General features: G+C 51.8%; 16 protein-coding genes and 1 other RNA gene. 8 read left to right on the forward strand and 9 right to left on the reverse strand.

Annotated features, from left to right (window positions below; translation table 11 throughout):
* Nucleotides 1-495: 495 nt before the first annotated feature.
* Both ACIDE9_RS07385 and tsaE read right to left on the reverse strand, forming a co-directional pair.
* Nucleotides 496-1,818 carry an N-acetylmuramoyl-L-alanine amidase gene (locus ACIDE9_RS07385; RefSeq protein WP_411993869.1) on the reverse strand — a complete coding sequence of 441 codons (1,323 nt, stop codon included), beginning with the start codon at nucleotides 1,816-1,818 and terminating at the stop codon, nucleotides 496-498.
* Nucleotides 1,818-2,276, reverse strand: a complete 459-nt coding sequence (gene tsaE, locus ACIDE9_RS07390; RefSeq protein ID WP_411993871.1) for a tRNA (adenosine(37)-N6)-threonylcarbamoyltransferase complex ATPase subunit type 1 TsaE — start codon at nucleotides 2,274-2,276, stop codon at nucleotides 1,818-1,820. The genes ACIDE9_RS07385 and tsaE overlap by 1 nt, the downstream gene beginning before the upstream one ends.
* Here tsaE and queG point away from each other — a divergent pair.
* Nucleotides 2,275-3,375, forward strand: coding sequence for a tRNA epoxyqueuosine(34) reductase QueG (gene queG / locus ACIDE9_RS07395; RefSeq protein ID WP_411993872.1), 1,101 nt, complete (start codon nucleotides 2,275-2,277; stop codon nucleotides 3,373-3,375). The genes tsaE and queG overlap by 2 nt on opposite strands.
* Here the strand turns inward: queG and ACIDE9_RS07400 are convergent.
* From ACIDE9_RS07400 to glgC, 4 genes are read right to left on the reverse strand one after another with little or no spacing between them, the layout of a single operon-like run.
* Nucleotides 3,372-4,316 carry an ROK family protein gene (locus ACIDE9_RS07400; protein ID WP_411993874.1) on the reverse strand — a complete coding sequence of 315 codons (945 nt, stop codon included), beginning with the start codon at nucleotides 4,314-4,316 and terminating at the stop codon, nucleotides 3,372-3,374. The genes queG and ACIDE9_RS07400 overlap by 4 nt on opposite strands.
* Nucleotides 4,309-5,778, reverse strand: a complete 1,470-nt coding sequence (malQ, locus tag ACIDE9_RS07405) for a 4-alpha-glucanotransferase (protein ID WP_411993876.1) — start codon at nucleotides 5,776-5,778, stop codon at nucleotides 4,309-4,311. The genes ACIDE9_RS07400 and malQ overlap by 8 nt, the downstream gene beginning before the upstream one ends.
* A 30-nt stretch (nucleotides 5,779-5,808) precedes the next feature.
* Nucleotides 5,809-7,515 (reverse strand): glycoside hydrolase, encoded by a 1,707-nt coding sequence (locus tag ACIDE9_RS07410; protein ID WP_411993878.1) that lies wholly within the window; start codon nucleotides 7,513-7,515, stop codon nucleotides 5,809-5,811.
* A 41-nt stretch (nucleotides 7,516-7,556) separates the two neighbouring features.
* A complete protein-coding gene (glgC, locus tag ACIDE9_RS07415) occupies nucleotides 7,557-8,879 on the reverse strand; it encodes a glucose-1-phosphate adenylyltransferase (protein ID WP_194753496.1) in 1,323 nt (440 codons plus the stop codon).
* Between the two features lie 217 nt (nucleotides 8,880-9,096).
* Here glgC and glgB point away from each other — a divergent pair, with 217 nt between their 5' ends.
* Nucleotides 9,097-11,313 carry a 1,4-alpha-glucan branching protein GlgB gene (gene glgB, locus ACIDE9_RS07420; RefSeq protein WP_411993880.1) on the forward strand — a complete coding sequence of 739 codons (2,217 nt, stop codon included), beginning with the start codon at nucleotides 9,097-9,099 and terminating at the stop codon, nucleotides 11,311-11,313.
* Between the two features lie 118 nt (nucleotides 11,314-11,431).
* Entirely contained in the window at nucleotides 11,432-13,084 is a 1,653-nt protein-coding gene (gene pgi / locus ACIDE9_RS07425; protein ID WP_411993882.1) for a glucose-6-phosphate isomerase, read from the forward strand.
* Between the two features lie 60 nt (nucleotides 13,085-13,144).
* Here the strand turns inward: pgi and ACIDE9_RS07430 are convergent, their stop codons facing one another.
* The 3 genes from ACIDE9_RS07430 to ACIDE9_RS07440 form a co-directional block, all read right to left on the reverse strand.
* Nucleotides 13,145-13,783 (reverse strand): response regulator transcription factor, encoded by a 639-nt coding sequence (locus ACIDE9_RS07430; protein WP_194753493.1) that lies wholly within the window; start codon nucleotides 13,781-13,783, stop codon nucleotides 13,145-13,147.
* 74 nt (nucleotides 13,784-13,857) lie between these two features.
* Nucleotides 13,858-14,994 (reverse strand): ATP-binding protein, encoded by a 1,137-nt coding sequence (locus ACIDE9_RS07435; RefSeq protein ID WP_411993884.1) that lies wholly within the window; start codon nucleotides 14,992-14,994, stop codon nucleotides 13,858-13,860.
* A gap of 92 nt (nucleotides 14,995-15,086) precedes the next feature.
* On the reverse strand, nucleotides 15,087-16,895 hold the full coding sequence (locus ACIDE9_RS07440) for a GGDEF domain-containing protein (RefSeq protein ID WP_228519751.1): 1,809 nt from the start codon (nucleotides 16,893-16,895) through the stop codon (nucleotides 15,087-15,089).
* 184 nt (nucleotides 16,896-17,079) lie between these two features.
* Here ACIDE9_RS07440 and ffs point away from each other — a divergent pair.
* From ffs to ACIDE9_RS07465, 5 genes are all read left to right on the forward strand, one after another.
* Nucleotides 17,080-17,176, forward strand: an RNA gene (gene ffs, locus ACIDE9_RS07445) — signal recognition particle sRNA small type.
* Between the two features lie 132 nt (nucleotides 17,177-17,308).
* Nucleotides 17,309-19,138 carry a DNA polymerase III subunit gamma/tau gene (gene dnaX / locus ACIDE9_RS07450; RefSeq protein ID WP_411993887.1) on the forward strand — a complete coding sequence of 610 codons (1,830 nt, stop codon included), beginning with the start codon at nucleotides 17,309-17,311 and terminating at the stop codon, nucleotides 19,136-19,138.
* A gap of 23 nt (nucleotides 19,139-19,161) precedes the next feature.
* Nucleotides 19,162-19,470 (forward strand): YbaB/EbfC family nucleoid-associated protein, encoded by a 309-nt coding sequence (locus ACIDE9_RS07455; RefSeq protein ID WP_194741860.1) that lies wholly within the window; start codon nucleotides 19,162-19,164, stop codon nucleotides 19,468-19,470.
* A gap of 14 nt (nucleotides 19,471-19,484) precedes the next feature.
* Complete coding sequence (gene recR, locus ACIDE9_RS07460; protein ID WP_194753490.1) at nucleotides 19,485-20,084, forward strand: recombination mediator RecR; 600 nt, start codon at nucleotides 19,485-19,487, stop codon at nucleotides 20,082-20,084.
* Nucleotides 20,085-20,347: 263 nt separating this feature from the next.
* Nucleotides 20,348-22,729, forward strand: coding sequence for an EAL domain-containing protein (locus ACIDE9_RS07465; RefSeq protein WP_411993889.1), 2,382 nt, complete (start codon nucleotides 20,348-20,350; stop codon nucleotides 22,727-22,729).
* Nucleotides 22,730-22,741: the final 12 nt, after the last annotated feature.

Raw genomic sequence — 22,741 nt, forward strand, 5'->3', positions numbered from 1 at the left:
TTGCCGGGCGTCCATCGAAACTCGCCCTGACAAGCCACACACATCGTGGCTTGTTGCGGAGCTCGGACAGCCGATGGCCGACAACTCCCGGCAACCCTGCGTTGCTCGGCGCGGCAGATGGGAATCCCGAACACCAACTGAGCGCAACGGTTGGTGATTTAAATAAACGAATCTGGCTTTCTAGCTTTCCAAGTTTCTACGCAGCTAGTTTGACGAGATCAATCCCATTCCATCACGCTGAGTAGCGGAGACAAAACAAGGGAGAAGGGAGCGACTGTTTGAGCACCGCGGCAGCTTGCGTCGTGTGCAAGCTGCTAGGGCGAGTTTCGTGACCGCTTGTTTTGTTGAGCAACGCAAGGGAGCCGAAGGCCGTGATGGCTGGGTGTCTTCCTCTTTGGTTACTTTCTGGGGGACAAGCACCAGAAAGTGACTCGCCAACAGGCGAAAAAGTACCTCCCAATCATTGAATGACCTTATAAAGCAATCACATCAAACTTACTTCTTAGCAAACGAAGGATTCGTCGCCACGTACGACTTCACACCCGATAGAATGGCATTCACCAACTTATCCTGGTAACCATCATCATTCAACCTCGACTCTTCATCCGGGTTACTGATAAACGCCGTTTCTACCAGAATGGACGGAATATCTGGTGATTTCAGCACCGCAAACGCAGCCTGTTCCACGTATTTGGAATGCAGGGTATTGATTTTGGCAATACGCCCCAACACTGCCTTACCCATGCGAATACTGTCGTGAATGGTCGCGGTTTGTGATAAATCGAGCAGAGTACGCGCCAGGTCCATGTCGCGTGTATCCAGCGAGACACCACCGATCAAGTCCACGGCGTTTTCTTTTTTCGCCAGGTAGCGCGCGCCAGCACTGGTAGCGCCGCGTTCGGATAATGCAAACACCGATGAGCCTTTGGCCGTACTATTGACGAAAGAGTCGGCGTGGATGGAAATAAACAGGTCAGCTTTGGCGGCACGGGCTTTTTTCACACGGTCACCCAAGGGCACAAAATAATCACCATCACGGATTAAAATCGCCTGCATATTATCTTCGGCATCTATCTGCTGCTTGAGCTTACGCGCAATCGCCAACGTGATGTTTTTTTCATGGCTGCCATTGGCGCCCCTTGCACCAGGGTCTTCGCCACCATGGCCGGCATCAACAGCAATGGTAATCAGCTTTTGGCCGGGCTTGGCTTGTTTCGGTTTATCAGCAACGACAGGTTTTTCTACTAGCTTTTCACTATTCGCCGTAGCGGCTGGCGCTTCACTCGCAGGCTCTTTGGCTGCCGATGGCGGGGTCGCCGGTTCAGCTGCCTTTTCTTCGCTATTGGCTGGCGGAACTTCTTGTAACTGCTTTGATGGCGTCAATACAGGTGTCGCGACCGCAGGCTCTGCATTACCAGTTGCTGGCGCAATACTAATGGCCAGGCGTTGTTGCGAACTGCCTGCATTCATATCAGTCACCAATGGCTTGATGTCGGACTTGATATCGAATACCAGGCGGGTAGTATGCTCAGTAAATGGTGCAATACGGATTTTGGATAAATAAGGATGCTGAGCATCCAGTTGAAATGACAAGGCTTTAAGTGTGGGGCTGATCGCCACAGCATCCATATCAATGACCACGCGGAACGGATTATCCAGTGTGAATACGCGGTATTTGACTTGCTGATCTAACAGCAATTCCACCTGCACCTGGCTACCATGCTGTTGCAGGTTAGCCAGAATCACTTCAGCGGCGTGCGCCACGCCAATGACAGAACACACGGCTGTGAGCAGCCATAAGGTTAAAATCTTGCGCATTACTGGCATAGTCCTTCCAACGCCAGCGGTTGCTGACTGCTGATATGCAGCACGCGGCCGTGCGGCAAAATATCAAATCGAATCTCTATATCGGCTTGTGGCAATACCTGCTCGGCACGCTCAGGCCACTCAACCAGGCAAATACTGTCGGCATTGAAATAATCCCGGAATCCGGCAGCTTCCCACTCCTCGGGATCCTGAAAGCGGTACAGGTCAAAATGGTAACATGAAGCAATGGCCAGATTATAGGGTTCGACGATGGTATAAGTCGGACTCTTGACCTTGCCGATATGACCCAGCGCGTGCAAAATGCCGCGCACCAGCGTCGTCTTTCCCGCCCCGAGGTCGCCATGCAGGTAAATCACCTGCCCTGGCTTCAACTGGGTCGCCAACACCCCGGCTGCATGCACAGTCGCTGCTTCGTCTTTTAAAATCTGTGTAGAATACGTTTCTGTCATGTCACATCAATCACATCCTGTCCCCATTCAACTGCCTGATGACCAAGCTGCCGCACAGATGGCAGCGACCATCAAAGGCTGGGCGCGAGAACTGGGGTTTGGCAGTATAGGCATTACCGATACAGACCTTTCAGCCGCTGAGCCAGAATTTTTAAACTGGCTGGACAAACAATACCACGGCGACATGGATTATATGGCAAAACATGGCACCAAGCGAAGCCGCCCGACAGAATTGGTGCCCGGCACGCTGCGCGTGATCTCGGTCAACCTGAATTATCTGCCTGAAGGAGCTGCCGATGGCTGGCAGATACTGGAAAGCCCGGACAAAGCCTATGTCGCCCGCTATGCCATGGGCCGGGATTACCACAAGGTCATGCGGCAGAAATTGCAGCAACTGTGTACCCGCATCACCGAAACCTATGGTAGTTTTGAATACCGCGTGTTTGCGGACAGCGCGCCTGTGCTGGAGGTCGCCCTGGCGACCAAGGCTGGCGTCGGCTGGCGCGGCAAGCACACTCTGTTACTCAACCGGCAACAGGGTTCATGGTTTTTCCTAGGTGAAATTTATACCAACCTGCCCTTGCCCATAGACCCGCCAACAAGCGCGCACTGTGGCAGTTGCTCAGCCTGCATTGATATCTGCCCTACCCGCGCCATTGTGGCGCCTTATGAGCTGGATGCCAGGCGCTGCATTTCCTACCTGACAATTGAATACCAGGGTAGTATTCCTCTGGAGTTACGCCCATTGATAGGTAACCGTGTCTATGGATGTGATGACTGCCAGCTGATTTGCCCGTGGAACAAGTTTGCCGTCAACAGTCAGGAAACTGATTTTGCCGTGCGCAACGGACTGGATAGTAGTGATTTAGTGGATTGTTTTGCCTGGACAGAGGCTGAGTTTCAAGCGCGCATGGCGGGGAGTGCCATTTACCGCATCGGCTATACCCAATGGCTGCGCAATGTCGCTATCGGGCTGGGCAATGCGACGAGTTCTGCAGCCGTCGTTGCCGCCTTAGAGGCACGGCAAGACGATAGCAATGCCCTTGTCAGGGAACATGTTGCCTGGGCATTGGCACAACACCAGCAAAAAGCGAATTAAACCGCCAATGGCGTCGTCGCCAGTAATGCGGCACCCAGCATGCCCGCAACGTCGCCCGAGCGCGTCGTATGCACCTTGATCTTACCGCGCAACACCGGAATCAAATCGTGCGTCAGCCGTTGCTCAAATGTAGCTGATATCAATGGCCAGGCCGCCACTACACCGCCGCCAATCAGCACATTTTCCACATCTACCACCTTAAGCACGCTGGCCAGCATTTGCGCCAGTTTACTACCCGCATCGGCATATACTGCCTGGGCATGAATATCGCCTTGATCAGCAGCCACCGCTATCGCATGGGCTGTCAATGTTTGTCCTGTGAGGTCAGCATAGGCCTGGCTGATCCCCGTGGCAGAAGCATATTTTTCAACACACCCCTGGTTACCGCAGCCACATAAACGCCCCTCAGGCACGACAATAATATGGCCTGCCTCCAACGCGTAACCATGGTGCCCCGCCCACACCTTGCCATTCACCACCAGCCCGGCACCTACGCCGGTGCCCAGACCGATATAAAGCAAACCACCTTCTGGCTGGCCTAATTGGCAATACTCGCCATAAGCGGCTGCATTGGCATCGTTTTCAACGCGGACCTTGATACCCAGCAACTCAGTCAGGTCACGGCCCAGATTGACATCCCGCAACCCCGGCAAATTTGGCGACTGCGCCAGCGTGCCAGTTTGCGGATCAATAAAACCAGGAAAACCGATACCGATGGATTGAATGGCTGGATATTTGTTAAGTAACGGGCGAATGGCGTCTGCCGTTACCTGCAAAATGGTTTGCCAGGCCTGTGCAGGCGGATATTGTTTACAAATGGCGGAATAGTTGGCCTGAAAGCGCGTTTCTTCAACCAGCACCAGGTCGGAAAACACGCCCAGGCGTAAATTCGTCCCGCCTACATCTAACCCCAATCGATACACAGCACTTGCTTCAGGCATGCACGCGGTCACTTTCTTCTACTAATTGTCTGAAAGACTGAAGTTTATCATCGCTTAACTGAGCCCATTGCATGCGCCAGGCCCAATTGCCCTCTATGGTGCCTGGTGTATTCATGCGTGATTGGCTGTCTAGTGCCAGGATATCCTGCATGGGCACAATCGCCAGGCTGGCAACGCTATGAAAAGTAAGTTGCATCAATGCCATAGGCATCTCTGCCGACGCATGATCGGAATGCTGGTTTAAATAGTGCTGCACGTGGTTGCGCACATGCTCTGGCGCGCTTTGATACCAGCCTAGCGTGGTGTCGTTATCATGCGTGCCGGTATAAGCGACACTGTTTTCTTCAATATTTTCTGGTAAATAAGGATTATCCTCACCCCCCCCAAACGCGAATTGCAGGATTTTCATGCCGGGCAAATCAAATGCATGGCGCAAGGCATCGACTTCATCCGTGATGATGCCCAAATCTTCAGCCACCAGGCTCAGGTGTGGAAATGTCTCGGTAATCGCTTGCAGCAAGGCATGCCCAGGTGCTTCCTGCCAGGTGCCGTTGATGGCAGTGGGTTCCAGTGCAGGAATCTCCCATGCGGCCTGCAAACCGCGGAAATGGTCGATACGCAATACATCAAACAATTGCGCCTGGGTATCAATACGCCCCAACCACCAGGCAAAGCCATCATCCTGCATCACCTGCCAGTCATAGTGCGGATTACCCCAGCGCTGGCCGGTTTCAGAGAAATAATCGGGCGGCACCCCGGCCACGACCGTCATATTAAGCTCGGCATCCAGCTTGAACCACTCGGGATGCGCCCACACATCCACGCTATCGTAAGCAACAAAAATCGGGATATCGCCAAACAGCTTGATGCCGCGCTGGTTGGCATAGGATTTAAGTTGCGCCCATTGTTGAAAAAACACGTATTGGGTGAATTTAATCAGAGTCAGTTGTTCCTGGTGCGTAGCGGTAAAGGCCTGCAGGGCCAGTACATCGTGTAAACGATACGCCTCCGGCCATTGCTGCCAGCTTTGCTGTGCATGCTGCTCGCGCAAGCTCAAAAACAAGGCAAAGTCTTCCAGCCAGTAATGCTGTGTCTGGCAAAAGCGGGCAAAGCCTGGCCAGCTAAAACCGCGGCCATCAGTTTTAGATGCGTTGCTACCAGACTGCACACGTGACATGATTTTGGCCATCAACGACGGCAATGGCAGATCAATCTCGTCTGGCTGGCACCAGCCCTCTTGCAGCAACTGCCTGGGGCTGATCATGCCGGTGTGTCCGGCATGCGCCGAGACGCTTTGATAAGGCGACTGGTCGCCGTGTGGCTGGTTGACTGGCAAGGTTTGCCAGATGGCCACGCCCATTTCTACCAGTTTATCGACGAAACGATAGGCATCCGGACCAAGGTTGCCTTCAGGTAATGAAGTGATGTGCAGCAACACACCTGCTTGTCTAGCTTGCATCATGAGATTGGCATTCAGAAAAAATAAAATCGGTCAGGACTGTCCGCGGCGCATAGTGCCTGCATTTTCGGCGTCACCACCACCCAGGCTAATGGGTTGCGACAAATGCGCTGGCGGCGTCAGGCCCAGCAACTGGTAGAGGTTACTCAGGTTGCGGCGATATAGCTGGTCAAAACTTTGTACGCTCTGCGCGTTGTTGTAATCGCCAAACCACCAGAACCAGTCAGAGCCTTCACACAAGGCCAATTGCTGCTGGCATTTCTCTTTGGCAGTGGCAGACAACTCATGCACATGCTGGTCATATTGCCGTTTAGCTTCGCACAACAAATCCCAAGCTCGGTTTTTCGCCGCTTCACCTATCCAGGTACTAAACGTGCCATAAACCCAACTTCCGGCACAAATATCATTGAGCAACCTGGGCTCTGGCAATTGCTTGGCTTGCTGCATGACCAGCACATCACTAAACGTGGTCATCTGAATGGCATCATGCGTCGCCAGAGCTTGGTAAAGCTCCTGCAAAAAGTAAAAACCGTTGTAAGGGTAGTATTCCCAGGCATTTTCGCCATCCAGAATCACACTGACCACCGGCGTCTCATCTTCGCTGTGGGCAAGAATATGTTCCAGCGACTGCACAAAATCATGCACAGCTTCACTGGCATATTGCTTGGAATACTCAAAACCTATTTTGTCTGACAGATGATCGTCACGGAAAAAGCACACAATGTCTTGTTGGCCATTGGTCACCTTATAGGGCTGATAGAGATAATCCTGTGCCTGCTCATGTGCCAAGCCTAATTTGCGCAGGCTATTGGCCAGTACGCCTTGCCCGGTGGCGGCCCAAGCTACGCCCTCCTCGGCTAGCAACGAAAGCGATGCATGTGAAACAGCCCCTTCGGCAGGCCACATGCCAGCCGCTTTTTGGCCAAAGATTTTTTCATGGTAACGCTGGGCGGCCTCCACATGCGCAATCGCCCGTGTATAGCCATCAGGATAGTTAGATGAATGCGGCAATGGCGCTTCTGGCATGGCATCGCGCGTACTTTTCAAATCTATAAGCAAGGGCAAAATCGGATGATAGTAAGGCGTGGTAGACATCTCGATTTGGCCTTTTGCCAACAAGGCCTGGTAGCGCGGCAAAATCCCTTGCAGGGTTTCGCTAATCACGCCCAGCAATGCCTGGCGCTCCTGTAGCGTAAACAGCAAGCCTTTTTGCATCAGCGCCTGCACGGTTTTGTTTTTGCGCCGCAAACCCTCACCCGTCCACGCCAGGTGGTACCAGACCAGCAAGTCCGCTTTATATTGCGCAGAAAGATAATGAAACTGGCCGCTTTGCATGATAGGCGCTACCAGTTCGTACAACTTCAACAGGCGCTGGTAATGCGGAAACGGGCTCAGCATCTTTTCATGGTGTGCCTTGAAGCAACTATCTACAATGAGTTGGCATTCGGCATCGGTAATATTCTCCAGATCCGGGTTAGCCAGTAAACGCAACAAAGGGTCACGCCATTCACCCGTGCGCGACTGTTCGGCATAATCCTGCAATTGCTCGACCAAAATGGGCACAAAATTGAAACTCACCCTAGCCGCTTTATTCTGCTCCAGGTGGTAAGCCATATCGCTGTAGTCTTTAAGTGCGTGCAAATAGGTCCACGGCAGCACATACTCGCCGGTGACCAGGTCACGATAGTCAGGTTGATGCATGTGCCAATACAGATTTAACAGCAATTTTTTATCGGACATCCCTCAACCTCTTTTCCATCGTTACCTCACTCACATTGACGCTACTTCACACGGTACAAATCCTGCCCCAACATGTCTGGTGTTACCAGGACAATGCCTTTTTCAGACACATAAAAGCGCTTCCTGTCGCGCTCCAGGTCCACACCAATATGCATACCCGCCGGAATCTCGCAACCACGGTCAATCACGGCATTACGCATGACCACGCCTTCATTGATTTTGACTTTAGGCAACACAACAGCGCCATCCAGATCAGAGTAATCCGCCACATGCACGCCTGAAAACAACACTGAGTTAGAGACACATGAACCGCTGATCAGGCAACCACCAGATACCAGTGAGTCTGTTGCCTTGCCGGTACGTCCTTCGTCTTTAAACACGAATTTCGCCGGTGGTAATTGCTCCTGGTAAGTCCAGATTGGCCAGTCACTGTCATACAAATTAAGCTCAGGGATCACCTTGGTCAGCTCCATATTGGCTTCCCAATAGGCATCAATCGTTCCGACGTCGCGCCAGTAATAATTATCGCTTTGCGCACCGACACAACTATCGACAAAACGATGCGCCTGCACTTTATATTTTTTGATGATATAGGGGATGATATCCTGGCCAAAATCGTGGTTGGATTTACGGTCGTAAGCATCCCTGATTAATTGCTCATACAGAAACTTGGCGTTAAACACATAAATACCCATGCTGGCAAAAGCCACTTCAGGGTTATTCGGCGTCGGCTTAGGATTGGCCGGTTTTTCGTCAAACGCCACCACGCGGTCAGTACTATCTACCTCCAGCACGCCAAAGCCTTTGGCGTCTTCCAGCGGCACGTTAATGCAGGCAATGGTCATATCCGCATTACTGCGGGCATGCGTGGCCAGCATTTTGCCGTAGTCCATTTTATAAATATGGTCACCTGCGAGCACCAGAATGTATTCGCCACCATTTTCGCGTAACAAATCAATGTTTTGGTATACGGCATCTGCCGTACCTTTGTACCATTCTTCACCTAAGCGCTGCTGGGCCGGAATAATATTGACGTACTCATTAAACTCACCACGCAAAAAGCCCCAGCCACGCTGCACGTGCTGAATCAGGCTTTGTGCCTTGTATTGCGTGGCAACATTGATGCGGCGGATGCCGGAGTTGATGCAATTAGACAGCGGGAAATCGATAATTCGGAACTTGCCGCCAAACTGCACTGCAGGCTTCGCTCGCCAATCAGTCAGGTTTTTCAAGCGGCTACCGCGGCCACCGGCCAGGATAATCGCGACGGTATTTTTGGTCAGGTTACTGATAAAGCGGTCAGAAGGACGTTCTTGCCGCCGGTTGCTTTTACGACGTTCGATAAACTCTGCTGCTTGAGACATGATGCTGTTCCTGTTTTTCTGATCCTGAAAATCAGCCCGAAGTCATGCGCAGCGATGTGAGTTTCGGTAGAGACGACACAACGCTTGGTAACCGCAGGTCCGACACCCACAGTCTGCATGATAATTCGGGTAAAGACAACGATATTTTCAGTGATAAATGACGTAAATCTTAACTTTTTTTGATAGGATTGAGGCTAGTCAAATGGACATTGCTAGCATGACAGTCAAACCTTCAGCCACTCACCATCCAGACACCTTGCACCTGCAGCGTATTCTAGACGCGACCCACCACAACCCTTTTGAATACCTGGGTGTGCACGCAGATAGCCAGCAAAGTACGTGGCATGTGCGCGTTTTTCTACCGAATGCCGAAAAGGTGTGGGTCAGGATTAATGATGCCTGGCAAGCCATGACACTCAAGCATCCACAAGGCCTGTTTCTTTACACATCAACCACAGCTGTCAACACACCTGCCTGCCTCAAAATACAGCCACACAAACACACTGACAGTTATGAAACTATCGACACCTACAGCTTAGGCAGCACGCTATCTGCAGATGACCTACACCTGTTTGCCGAAGGTAGATTATTTGAGGCTTACAACACGTTGGGGGCCATCCCCATGACAGTCAATGATGTGCCTGGCGTCAGGTTTGCAGTCTGGGCCCCCAATGCCGAGCGTGTCAGCGTCGTTGGCAGTTTTAACCAATGGGATGGTCGCGTGCATGCCATGCGCGTGTTAGGCAGTAGCGGTGTGTGGGAGCTGTTTATTCCGCATCTGACTGACCACGATTTATACAAGTTTGAAATCCGCAATCGCGAGCATGGCTATGTCATGGTCAAAGCAGACCCTTATGGCAAGGCCTTTGAAGCCAGGCCAGGCACCGCCAACCGCATTTGCCAAAGCCATTACACCTGGCAAGATGACTCGTGGCAGCAACAACGCCAGCAGCGGGACTGGCTGCATGCACCTTTTAACTGTTACGAAGTACACCTGGGCAGCTGGCAGCGTGACCGCAATGGCCATTTCCTGAGCTATCGCGCCATGGCAGATGCACTGATCCCGCACCTGACTGACATGGGCTACACCCATATTGAGTTACTGCCGATTGCCGAGCACCCACTCAATGAATCCTGGGGCTACCAGGTCACTGGTTACTTTGCGCCCACCCAGCGCTACGGCAGTCCGGATGATTTGAAGTATTTTATTGATCGCTGCCATGCGGCCAATATCGGCGTCATTCTCGACTGGGTACCCGGGCACTTCCCTAAAGATGACTGGGCGCTGGCGCGGTTTGATGGCACGGCCCTGTACGAACATGCCGACCCCAGACTGGGCGAGCACATGGACTGGGGCACGTATATCTTCAATTACGGCCGCAATGAAGTGCGCAGCTTTTTGCTGAGCAACGCCTATTACTGGCTGCAAGAGTTTCATATTGACGGCTTGCGCGTGGATGCCGTGGCCTCCATGCTTTACCTGGATTACTCGCGCAAAGACGGCGAATGGCTGCCTAATGCTTATGGCGGCCGCGAAAACCTGGATGTGATCGAGTTCTTGAAACAACTCAACATGATGGTAGGCGAGCGTTTTCCTGGTGTCCTAACCATTGCTGAAGAGTCAACGGCCTGGCCGGCAGTGTCACGTCCCGTCTATGCGGGCGGCCTCGGTTTTAGCATGAAATGGAACATGGGCTGGATGAACGATGTCTTGACCTATATGCAACTGGATCCGGTCTATCGCCAATATCATCACAACCGCCTGACTTTTGGCCAGATGTACGCTTACTCTGAAAACTTTGTACTGCCGTTCTCGCATGATGAAGTGGTGCATGGCAAAAAGTCCCTGCTGGAGAAAATGCCCGGCGATACCTGGCAAAAATTCTCTAACCTGCGTCTGCTGCAAACCATGCAAATGACTATGCCAGGCAAAAAACTTAACTTTATGGGTAACGAGTTTGGTCAAAGCCGTGAATGGAGCGTCAACCAGAGCCTGGACTGGCACCTGCTTGAAGCATCTACCCCTAACCATGCCTTGCACAGGGGCATACAGGCATTAAGTCGCGACCTCAACCAGCTTTATCGCCAGCATCCGGCGCTCCATGCCCATGATTTTGACGCGCAAGGCTTTCAATGGATAGATTGCGAGGATGCAGCCCAATCAATATTGAGCTACATCAGACGCGGCAATGATCATAGTTTTGTTATAATAGTGTTAAATTTCACACCAGTACCGCGCCATCAATATCGTTTGGGCGTACCACAATCGGGTTACTATCAGGAAGTGTTAAACAGTGATGCCGCTTGTTATGGTGGTAGCAATTTCGGTAATGGTCATGGCTGTCAAAGCGATCCCGTCCCATGGATGGAACATCCGGCCTCTATTAGCCTTAACTTGCCGCCACTGGCTGGTGTCATACTTCAGTTACAATAGCTGGTTAAACTGGTTGTAAATACAACCTTGCAGTACAGATTTTGGCAGCGCATGGCACACTTAATGTTTGCGCGCCCTATAAAATTAATTGACTTGAAAACGATAGCAACAACATAACATGGCAAAACTAACCACACACCCGAGCTGGCACGCGCTGAACCAGCATCAAATTGAAATGCGCGATGTTCAAATGCGCGACCTGTTCAAACAAAATCCAAAACGCTTTGAAGAGTTTAGCTTAACCGTCGAAGACATCCTGCTCGACTACTCCAAGCACCGCATTACCAAAGAGACCTTGACGCAGCTGTTCCAGTTGGCGCGTGACTCCAATATCGAACAATGGCGCAGCCGCATGTTTAGCGGCGAAAAAATCAACATCACTGAAAACCGTGCCGTCTTGCACACTGCCCTGCGCAACCGCAGCAACACGCCAGTCCTGGTGGATGGCAAAGATGTGATGCCTGACGTCAATGCCGTGCTGGCACAAATGCGCAGCTTTACCGAGCAGGTGCGTGGTGGCCAATGGACAGGCTTTACCGGCAAACGCATTACTGACATCGTGAATATTGGTATTGGCGGCTCCGACCTTGGCCCAGTGATGGCTTGTGATGCATTAAAGCCTTATGCCAGCCCAGATTTGAAAGCACATTTCGTCTCCAACATTGATGGCGCCCACCTGATGCGCGTGCTGGAGAGCTGCAATCCTGAGACTACGCTGTTTATTGTTGCGTCCAAGACATTCACCACCCAGGAAACCATGACCAATGCGCACTCTGCGCGTCGCTGGTTCCTCAATGCGGCCAAACAAGACCTACACGTCGCCAAGCACTTTGTGGCCCTGTCTACCAATGCCACCGCCGTACAAGCCTTCGGTATTGATACCAATAACATGTTTGCCTTCTGGGACTGGGTTGGCGGTCGCTACTCCCTGTGGTCTGCGATTGGTCTGTCTATCGCCCTTTATGTGGGTATGGACAACTTTGAGCAGTTACTGGCCGGTGGTCACGCCATGGACCAGCACTTCCAGACTGCACCCCTGGAGCAAAACATGCCAGTCATCATGGCCTTGCTCGGTGTCTGGTATAACAACTTCTTCCATGTCGATACCCACGCCATCCTGCCTTACGATCAGGGCATGTCACGCTTTGCGGCTTACTTGCAACAGGCGGATATGGAAAGCAACGGCAAATTTATTTGCCGTGACGGCAGCCGTGTCAGCTACAAAACTGGTCCGGTGATCTGGGGCGAAGCAGGCACCAATGGCCAGCACGCGTTTTACCAATTGATTCACCAGGGCACGCAAATGGTGCCAGCGGATTTCTTAATGCCAGCCAACAGCCACTATAAAGTTGGTAGCCCGGATGACCAGCACCACAAGATTCTGCTGGCTAACTTCCTGGCCCAGACACAAGCGCTGATGCTGGGTAAAACCCGCGAAGAAGCCCGTGCCGAACTGGAAAAACAAGGCATGAGCGGTGAGGCACTGGAAGACCTGTTACCGCACAAAGTGTTTGAAGGTAACCGTCCAACCACCTCCATCGTGTTCAAGCAATTAACGCCTTACACCTTAGGTAAACTGATCGCGCTGTACGAACACAAAATCTTCGTACAAGGCATCATCTGGGATATCAACAGCTACGACCAGTGGGGCGTGGAATACGGCAAACAAATTGCCAGCCAGATTCTGCCACAGCTGACCACCCCCGATGCCGTCACCAGCTTCGACAGCTCAACCAATGGCTTAATCAATTACGCGAAGAAAATATCCTAGTAAATTGATTAATAAATAAAAAGGCCTCTTTAAGAGGCCTTTTTATTGTGTTCTCAACGATTATACCAACTGGTTTTTAATCGCATAATGCGTGATATCCGCATTGTGTTTCAGTTGCATTTTTTCCAGCAAGCGCGCGCGATACATGCTGACAGTCTTCACCGACAAGGCCAGTTTATCGGCAATTTCACTCACCGAGTTGCCTGAAGCAATCAACCGCATGACCTGGAACTCGCGGTCAGACAACGCTTCGTGTGGCGCCACGGCATGGTCGTTACCGACCTGCTCGGCCAGGATTTCCGCCACATTAGGCGTAATGTATTTTTTGCCTTTGGCCAGTGTGTGAATCGCCGTGAGCAACTCTTCAGACGCAGTATGCTTGCACAGATAGCCTGAGGCACCAGAACGGATGGAACGTACGGCATATTGCTCTTCCATATACATGGATAACATCAGGATGTTCAACGCCGCATTTTCACGTTTAATTAATTTAAGCGCTTCAATACCAGTTTTGTCCGGCAAGGAAATATCCAGCAGCATGACGTCGGCAGGCTTCTCGCGCACACATTTAATGGCCTGCGCCACATTTTCCGCCTCCCCTACCACTTCAATATCACCACTGGCGATCAATATCTGCTTGATGCCAGAGCGTAAAATGGCGTGGTCATCGACAATAATGACTTTAATTTTTGTATCCAAGCTATTCCCTCAACGTTGCCAATGTGACATTGGTCATTTTATGACTGCGATTGTAAAACGCATCTGCATTTCTGTCACGACGCGATCGCCATGAATGGCGCACGCACATGTATACAAGTACCAGGCCCACTTGACGAGGCCTCTATATGACACTCACCGCCCAACGCAGCTGCGCGCTCCTGCATGCCACGCAAACCAAACGAATTAGGTTTGATCTTATCCGCAGGGGCGATGCCTATACCATTATCAGAAATGGTCATGAACAAGGCCTGGTCCACCAGTGACAACTCGACAGATACCTGGTCCGCCTGTGCATATTTGGCAATATTGGATAGTGCTTCCTGGCAGATACGGAACAGCGCCATAGACTGGTCTGGATCACACTCCAGATCGTGGCAATTGGTCACAAACCTGGCAGTAATGCCTAATTGCTTTTTGAACTGGCTCACCTGCCATTCCAACGCATCCACTAATCCCAGGTCGAGGATATTGGGGCGCAGATTGCCGGAGATACGATGTACAGCATCAAACGTTTGATTGATGATGGCTTGCAGCATGGTAGCCTGTTCCATGTTGACCTGCTGGCCATCTTCGATTTGCTGAATAATGGTCGACAAACCCAGCTTCATGGCGGTGAGGTTACCGCCCAGGTCATCATGAATCTCACGCGCGATACTGACACGCTCCTGCTCTTTGACCTGGTGAATATGGGCGGTTAGCGCCTGCAAGTCACGCCTGGCCTGCTCAATTTCCTGCTTTTCGTGCTTGCTCTGGCTGATGTTGAGCATAATGCCATCCCACTGCACCGCGCCCTGCCCTAAATCTTGCACAGTGGCACGGATATTGACCCATTTCATGTCCTGCCAGTCGGCAATCCAGATTTTACCTTCCCAATCCAACCGTTTATGCTGCCGGGCCGATTTTTGCAAATTGTGCCTGAACTGGCTGGCGGAGTGCTCCTCCATCGCATTGAACAGCGTTTGCGCATCCTTGAGCAAGGCCGCGGCTGGAATGCCCAGTAACGCCTCACAGCCCTCGCTCAAGTAGGTAAAGACCACTTGTGCATCTGCCGTCATATGCATCTGGAACACCAGGCCGGGAATACTGGAAACAATGGCGGAAAACCGGCGCTCGCTTTCGTGTAACGCGTCTTTGACGCTATCAGCCGGCAAGCCCGCAGTGGGAGGAGTATGGAGAACAGGAGTGGTCACATGGCACCTCGATCAAGATGCCGCTTAGCATATCATGACCAGGCGCGACTGGGTATGCCTGCCAGCGCCCGGGTTGACACCCCTTGCCTAAGCTAAGGGTTGGCTTGCAGGTCGACCTCGGTCATGACACGGTTTTTACCACGTTTTTTGGCCAGGTACATGGCCTGGTCAGCGCGTGACAGAATCGAGTTGACATCGTCTTCGGTCTTAAACAAGGCCACCCCGGCACTAAAGGTAATCAACAACTTCTGGTTATTGCCGAGAAAATACTCTTTGGTCAGCGCGCGTTGCAAACGGCTCATCGTCACCACGGCTTCTTCCAGATTGGTATTCGGCAAGATCACCACAAACTCTTCCCCACCCATCCTGGTGACAATATCAGTTGGCCGGACGGCACGTTTTACAACGCTGGCCAGATGTTTGAGCGCAGAGTCGCCAGCCGCATGCCCATGCTGGTCATTCAGCATTTTAAAATTATCAATATCCAGCAAAGCAACACTCAGTAATTCGCCACTGCGGCGATAGCGGGCAATTTCGGTGCTAAATGCCTCATCCATCCCTCGGCGATTGAGTACACCCGTCAACTGGTCGATACGCACGACCTCACTCAGTTGCTGCAACTCTTCCTGCAGCTTTTCCATGCGTTGCTGGGTATCTACCGCCACGCGTTGCTGATTGAGCAAGTCATCATGTGAGCGCATGATATCCGTCTGCATGACAGAGGTATCACGCATCAAATGATTGACCAGTTCGTTGATTTTAATCAGGTCATCTGTCTGCGACAGCTCTTGGGCATAACTCTCAATTTTGCCGCTGTAAAGCTCACTCGCCTCACCCATGTATTTCAGCTTGTCAATAAAGGTACTAATCAAGGTTTTAAAGGAGTTTCTCGCCTCTACCAGGCTATGTTTGACCAGGCCCTGCTTATAAACCACTTCTTTCAAGCTTTTTTCCGCCTGCTTGAGTTTGGCGCGATCAAGCGGGCCGCTGATAATCGATTGCACGGCATAGACCTGGCCACTCAACCAGCTGTCTTCAGCCACCAGCTCGCCAATATTCGATAGCAGCAAATGCAGCAGATCAATGATGTCCCCGCGCACATCGTCTTCTTTGGCACCAATCACTTCCACGCGCATCAACAAAGCCTTGAGTGCCTTGGCCAATGCCTCCCACTCTTTCAGCTTTTTGGCGCGCTCAGTACTTTCCTGCAGAGCGACGGCCTCTGTTTGCAAGTCAGGATAACCCTCCAGACGAGGGATCAACCCCAACTGCAAGGTCTGTTTGAGCAAGGTTTGTAAAATGGTAAACGCACCATGAAACTGCTGCACATCCGCCGGCAATGTCTCTGTATTTGTCGATTCAACGGCTGCGGCAGGTGTGGCGGCATCAGAAATATCTGTTAACTGAATCCCATCACCGCCTCCGCCACCCGGCAACCAGTGATTGGCCATGCCGATCAGCTTGTCAGATAAAGACTCATCATTGCCAAAATTAATCAGCACACGTTCCAGCGTTTCGCGCTTTCTGGCAACATCGACACCACTGCGTTTGTCATCCCAGGCCTGCAACAAGGTACGGATCGCTTTCGGCCACTTGGTAGAATGACTTAACTGCTGCTGCATGGACTCGGTTAACAGCTCGCCCAACCCTTGCCAGTTATCCTGTTTGAGCAATTTTTCCCAGCGGTTAATCCAGTTGGTCTGCTCCAGCGAGTCATGTGGTAGTTGCTTGAGCGCTTTGCGTAATGCGCTGGCCGCATCTTCTTTGGCTGGTTTACCCGCAATCTCAAAATAAATTTGCGTGTAATTATCCGGCGTCGGCTCTACACGGCGAACAGCCATTTGTTTAATGGTTTCACGTGCAATTTCCGAAGCGGTCATCGAAGGTTTATTCGCTGCCATAGTCAGTCAAGTCATTCACAGTTGAAAAATGATGGCTTATTATGCAGCGAAAAATTGGGGCCTGATGCCACTATAAGAAGGTAGATTATTGGTCATTTCCGGCACTTAAAAGTAGCGGCTTGCTACGCCAGCCGGATTGCAAAAAGAAAGCGATAGAAAATGCTTTTTGCGTTACAATATCGACCGCGGGCCTCCCCGCATTGTAAGGTAGCCAACCTGGTCAGGTGCGGAAGCAAGCAGCCACAACTATCAAGCAAGTGCCGGGGGTTGGGCTCGCCCCTTCCCATTCCTGCCCTCTCGGTTGACAAGCTGCCACACATGTCTCAATTAAGTTGGCATTGAGTCAAGCATGAGCAGGTAATTTAAGCTAAAGTACGGGTTTGCCTTATAGCATTTAATCAGTAGAGTGCGCGATGTCTTACCAAGTATTGGCGCGTAAATGGCGCCCAAAATCCTTTAGCAGCCTGGTCGGACAAGACCATGTGGTTCAAGCATTAAGCAATGCGCTGAGCCAGCAACGGCTGCACCATGCCTATTTATTTACGGGTACGCGCGGCGTCGGCAAAACCACCCTGTCACGCATCCTGGCCAAATCGCTCAACTGTGCCACCGGCATTACCGCCACCCCTTGTGGTGAATGCGAAGCCTGCCGTGCCATTGATATTGGCCGTTATGTCGACTATGTAGAAATGGACGCGGCCTCTAACCGCGGCATTGCCGATATGGTCAGCCTGCTGGAACAGGCGATTTATGCACCATCTTCTGGCCGTTTCAAGGTCTACATGATTGACGAAGTGCATATGCTGACCAAGGAAGCGTTTAACGCCATGCTGAAAACGCTGGAAGAACCGCCTGCACACGTCAAATTCATTCTGGCCACGACTGACCCGCAAAAAGTACCAGTCACCATTCTCTCGCGCTGCCTGCAATTTAACTTGCGCCAAATGGCCAGCAGTACTATCACTGCGCATTTGCAGGATATCCTCGGGCAGGAACAGATTGCATTCGAACCGCCCGCCCTGCAATTGATTGCCCGTGCCGCCAGCGGCAGTATGCGCGATGCCTTGTCGCTCACAGACCAAGCGATTGCCTATGGCAACCAGTCTGTGCGCGAAAGCGATGTACGCAGCATGCTGGGTGCGATTGACCAGAGTTATCTATACGAATTATTGCGTGCCCTGATTGCTAATGATGCGGCCACACTGCTCAATATTGCGCAGCAAATGGAGTCTCGCAGCATAGGCTTCGAGAACGCATTGAATGACCTGGCGGCCTTGCTGCATTTGCTGGCCGTGGCGCAATATAGCCCGCAAGCGATTGCTGATGATCACCCGGAGCGCCAGACACTGCTGGACCTGGCCTCGCAACTCACGGCAGAAATGCTGCAACTGTATTATCAGATCTGTATTTTAGGCCACCGTGACATTGGCCTGGCGCCTGATGCTTATGCAGGCTTCACAATGACCCTGTTGCGGCTGCTGGCATTCAAAGCAGATGCCATGACACCATCCGCCGCACCAGCGACTGGTGGTAGCAGCCCCACAGAAGGTACGCCGCGTGGCAATGCTGGTGGCAACGCCCGTGCAGCGCTGGCACAAAGCCGTCAGATGAGTGCAGCGAGCGAGCCTATCCCGGCAACGCCTATGCCACCAGCCACGCCTGCCACACCGAATGTAACAGCGTCACTGAAGACAGCAGCAGCACTTACACCCTCAGCGGAGCCAGCACCAATGATGGCGCCTACCGTTAACCCCGCCAACCATACAGTGATGGCCGATCAAGCGATGCCTGCTCTTGAACACATTCCACAACAGGCCTTTTCACAGCCGGTGGTGAGCAGCGGTGAGTCAGCCCCGCTGGCCTGGGATGGCAACTGGCGTGCACTGGTTGAAAACCATCTGAGCAAGCTGGGACTGGTGCGCGCACTGGCGCAGAACTGCGAATTGGTCAGCTACGACGACGATACCATGACCTTGTGTATCAGCGAGGCACATAAACATCTCGCCAGCGCAAACTATTTGGAAAAACTGAATAGTGCCTTGAGCAGCCATTTTGGCCGCCGCTTAAAACTGAATATTGTCACCGGGCAAGAGGCCAACACGCCTGCCAGACAATTAGCAGTTGAACGTGCTGAATTACAAGATCAGGCAACACAAGCGATTATGGATGACCGTTTTGTGCAAGGCCTGATGCAGGAAATGGGCGCAACCATTGTGCCAAACTCAATTAAACCCTTACATTAACCACAATAATTTAGGAGCAGACAATGATGAAAGGTGGCATGGGCAATATGATGAAGCAGGCCCAGATGATGCAGGCCAATATGCAGAAAGCACAAGCCGAACTCGCAAACACTGAAGTCGAAGGTGTTGCCAGCAATGGCATGGTTAAAATCACCATGACCTGTAACAATGATGTCAAACGCGTGCAGATTGACGATGCCGCCATGGACGACAAAGAAACCCTGGAAGACCTGCTGTTGATCGCGCTTAAAGATGCCAGAGCCAAGGCCGAAGCAACCAGCGCAGCCAAAATGGGCAACGTGATGCCCGCTGGCTTCAAACTGCCGTTCTAATTTCAGGAAATCGCTTGAGCAATCCCGCCGTCCTCGAACAGTTGATTAGCGCCCTACGCTGCTTGCCGGGCGTTGGCCCAAAGTCGTCTACGCGCATGGCCTATCACCTGTTACAGCGCGATCGGGAAGGCGCACAAAAACTGGCCGCCAGTTTGCAGCAAGCCCTGGACAAACTAGCCCACTGTGATTACTGCAACAACTTTAGTGAACACAGCGTGTGCGGCCTGTGCCAGGATACTAGCCGCGACAAATCCATTTTGTGCGTGGTAGAAATGCCTACCGACCTCATGATGCTGGAAAACACACGCAGCTACCAGGGTCAGTATTTTGTATTAATGGGCAAACTATCCCCCATGGATGGCATAGGCCCCAAAGACATTCACCTCGACACCTTGCTAAAACGCGCACAAGACAGCGCGATTCACGAAGTAATCGTCGCCACCAACTTCACCTCAGAAGGCGAAGCCACTGCCCACTACATTGGCCAGATGCTCAAGTCGCGTGGCATCCGCGTCAGCCGTATCGCCCGTGGCTTGCCCATGGGGGGTGAGATCGAGTATGTAGACAGCGGCACTTTATCCACGGCATTGCTGGAACGTAAGTCAGTCACTTAAGCATCCGGGCCGCTGTTTTTTATCCCCGAAATATCACCCTCTCAGCGTCGTGCTCGATGGACGTGCTCTTTCCGCACCAAATTGATGCAGACAATTAGATTGTTTCATGGCTTTTATGCCCGCTCTTCGCATAAACAAACACCTTCCTTAGTCGTTATAGTAGTCATGCGATCGGTCACAGAACCAGCGCAGCAGTTGCCGGGTTCTGTAAGCTAGCGCCATAAGCAAGCCTGCACTCAACCTCACAAGCAAAGTGATTTCTCATGGAACTATTTCTGCATATTTTCGATGCCAACAGCCATGCCAACATGGAAAGCCCGCGCTTTTCAGGGCTGAATCAGACATCATTACGCTACCAAACTGAAGCTGAACTACTGCAGATATTAGACCAGATGATTGCCGAAGAGTCCGCGCACACCCTTAAGGATACCTGGGTACTGGTTTCTGAGGATCAGCAGCCCATGAATCCCCTGGCAGCACTACAGGCGACCATGCCCTTTAATACTTTCTACGCACGCCACAAATATCCCTGGCTATTGTCTGAGCTTGAACCGCATGTACAAATGCATTACCAGCCGATTGTCGATTTTGGCCAAGGCGGCAAGGTGTTTGGTTTTGAGGCCTTGTGCCGCCTTAAAACACCTGAAGGCAAATGGCTGAACGGCATGGAGGCCTTTGCACTAGCGGCCGAGGTTAAGCGTACACACGAACTGGATTTGGCCTGCCAGCATCTGGCCTTGATCGGTAAATCACAATCCATTTCTGCGGATAAACCCATCTTTATCAACGTCTTGCCACAAACCATCATGAGTCCGGGCTGGCTGGATTTTATTTTAAAAATCCTGAACCAGCACAACATCGATAAACGCGACGTCGTGATAGAAATCGTGGAAAGCGAGAAAACCAATCCGGAAGTCCTGGCACGCTACTGCGACGAAATCCGCATGCACGGGCTGCGTATCGCGCTCGATGATATGGGGTCTGGTTTTAACGGGCTGCGTATTCTGGCAGAGGTGCGTGCAGACTTTATCAAAATTGACCGCGCAATTGTGCATGAAGCACAAGGTAGCCGCGTCAGAACCGTGCTGCTGGAAGCGATTATCTCCATGGCGCAACGCCTAGGCTGCACCATTATTGCCGAAGGCCTGGAGCGGGTGGAAGATATTACCTACTGTCAGGACTTAGGCTTGCATTATGCACAAGGCCATTATTTTGCCCATCCGCAAAGCAGCCCCAGCGACCAGGTCACCGCGCTACCTGCGCGCGATGAGTCCCACCGCTCACATGTGCCAGATGACTTTCATATCGGCGAGTTTATCAGCCACGGCCTGACGATTGATGTCAGCAATTCGATTGCGGAAGCCAGAAGCTTATTTAATACACATATTGATGTCGCCATTGCCGTTGTTCTCGATGGTAAAACGCCGCTGGGCGTGTTACGACGTGGCAAGGCGTTTTCGAAAAGAGTCACTGGCCTGGGCGCCTGCTGCGACCCATTGCCCAAGGTCATCAATCACCTAATGCCCTCCTCCGTGCTGGCACGTTTGTTTTACCTGGACCGCGCGAATACCGATATCTGGATTACTGTCAACGAAGAAGGCGCCTATGTCGGCATTCTGCAACCGATGGAAATCATGGCACAGTTGATCAGCCGTAAAGCCTCCACAGGCAATTTACATCCGCTGAGTCACCTCACCACCGGGCCAACCTTAAGGCAGACGTTGGACAATAGCTTGCGTAACAACCCCAATACGCAATTGGTGTATATCGACCTCGATCACTTTAAGGCATACAACGACCGCTACGGTTTTATCCGTGGCGATGCCATGATCAGGCTATTGTCTGAAATCATCCGCCAGGAGTTTCAAGACAAAACCGGCGTGATGGTCGGCCATATTGGTGGCGATGATTTTGTGTTGATCTATGACCACAATGCCCCAACGCTCACCGAGATATTGCTACACATTATTAGCCAGTTCCAGGCGCTGGCAGTTCACTTGTACGACGCAACGGATCTTGAACGCGGGTTCTTCACGACCGAAGATGGTAAGGATCATCCTGTCGCCAGCGTCTCTATCGCGGTGGTGAATGGTAAGCAAGGCTTGCTGGAGAATAGTGTCATGGCTGCCGAACGGGCAGCCGTACTGAAGAAAATTGGCAAAGCCAATATCGGCAGTATCGTGGTGGTAGAAGATACGCCACCACAAACCATCTTACCTAAAAAAGAGTTTTACTCTGACTGGCAACACAGGGCGTTATCTGCCCTGCAATCATTGCTGAAAATCCAGCGTTCAACAGGGTCGCATGACCTAGATAGCTGCTTTGCAGAATTCCCTTATTTTGAAGTCATCTTCGAGCTTGAACCTAATGGCGTACAGCGTTATGCCAACTGGATCAACCCGAACATGTATGGAAAAATCAAGGCAGGTGGAGCTGGCATAGACCGCAGCCAGCAAGCCTACTACCAACGGGTGGCAGAATCACACGCCCCGTATATTTCCACCATCTACCTGTCTACGGCGACCGAGGATTTCTGCCTCACCGTATCCTTGCCGATTCTCAATGAACAAGGTGCGCTGGAGAGCATTCTGGTTGCAGACATTAATATTGCCGCCATGGCCGTACTCAGTAGTGCACGCAAGTAATGCGCTGACCAG

Origin of the sequence: Methylophilus sp. 'Pure River' (genome assembly GCF_046765995.1) — a bacterium.
Classification (GTDB): Bacteria; Pseudomonadota; Gammaproteobacteria; order Burkholderiales; family Methylophilaceae; genus Methylophilus.

Coding starts and splice junctions, on each gene's coding strand:
- glgC (WP_194753496.1), bottom strand. CDS start 8,879: ATGTCTCAAGCAGCAGAGTTTATCGAACGTCGTAAAAGCAACCGGCGG.
- malQ (WP_411993876.1), bottom strand. CDS start 5,778: ATGATGCAAGCTAGACAAGCAGGTGTGTTGCTGCACATCACTTCATTA.
- ACIDE9_RS07385 (WP_411993869.1), bottom strand. CDS start 1,818: ATGCGCAAGATTTTAACCTTATGGCTGCTCACAGCCGTGTGTTCTGTC.
- ACIDE9_RS07440 (WP_228519751.1), bottom strand. CDS start 16,895: ATGGCAGCGAATAAACCTTCGATGACCGCTTCGGAAATTGCACGTGAA.
- ACIDE9_RS07400 (WP_411993874.1), bottom strand. CDS start 4,316: ATGCCTGAAGCAAGTGCTGTGTATCGATTGGGGTTAGATGTAGGCGGG.
- ACIDE9_RS07410 (WP_411993878.1), bottom strand. CDS start 7,515: ATGTCCGATAAAAAATTGCTGTTAAATCTGTATTGGCACATGCATCAA.
- pgi (WP_411993882.1), top strand. CDS start 11,432: ATGGCAAAACTAACCACACACCCGAGCTGGCACGCGCTGAACCAGCAT.
- ACIDE9_RS07455 (WP_194741860.1), top strand. CDS start 19,162: ATGATGAAAGGTGGCATGGGCAATATGATGAAGCAGGCCCAGATGATG.
- glgB (WP_411993880.1), top strand. CDS start 9,097: ATGACAGTCAAACCTTCAGCCACTCACCATCCAGACACCTTGCACCTG.
- ACIDE9_RS07465 (WP_411993889.1), top strand. CDS start 20,348: ATGGAACTATTTCTGCATATTTTCGATGCCAACAGCCATGCCAACATG.
- dnaX (WP_411993887.1), top strand. CDS start 17,309: ATGTCTTACCAAGTATTGGCGCGTAAATGGCGCCCAAAATCCTTTAGC.
- tsaE (WP_411993871.1), bottom strand. CDS start 2,276: ATGACAGAAACGTATTCTACACAGATTTTAAAAGACGAAGCAGCGACT.
- queG (WP_411993872.1), top strand. CDS start 2,275: ATGTCACATCAATCACATCCTGTCCCCATTCAACTGCCTGATGACCAA.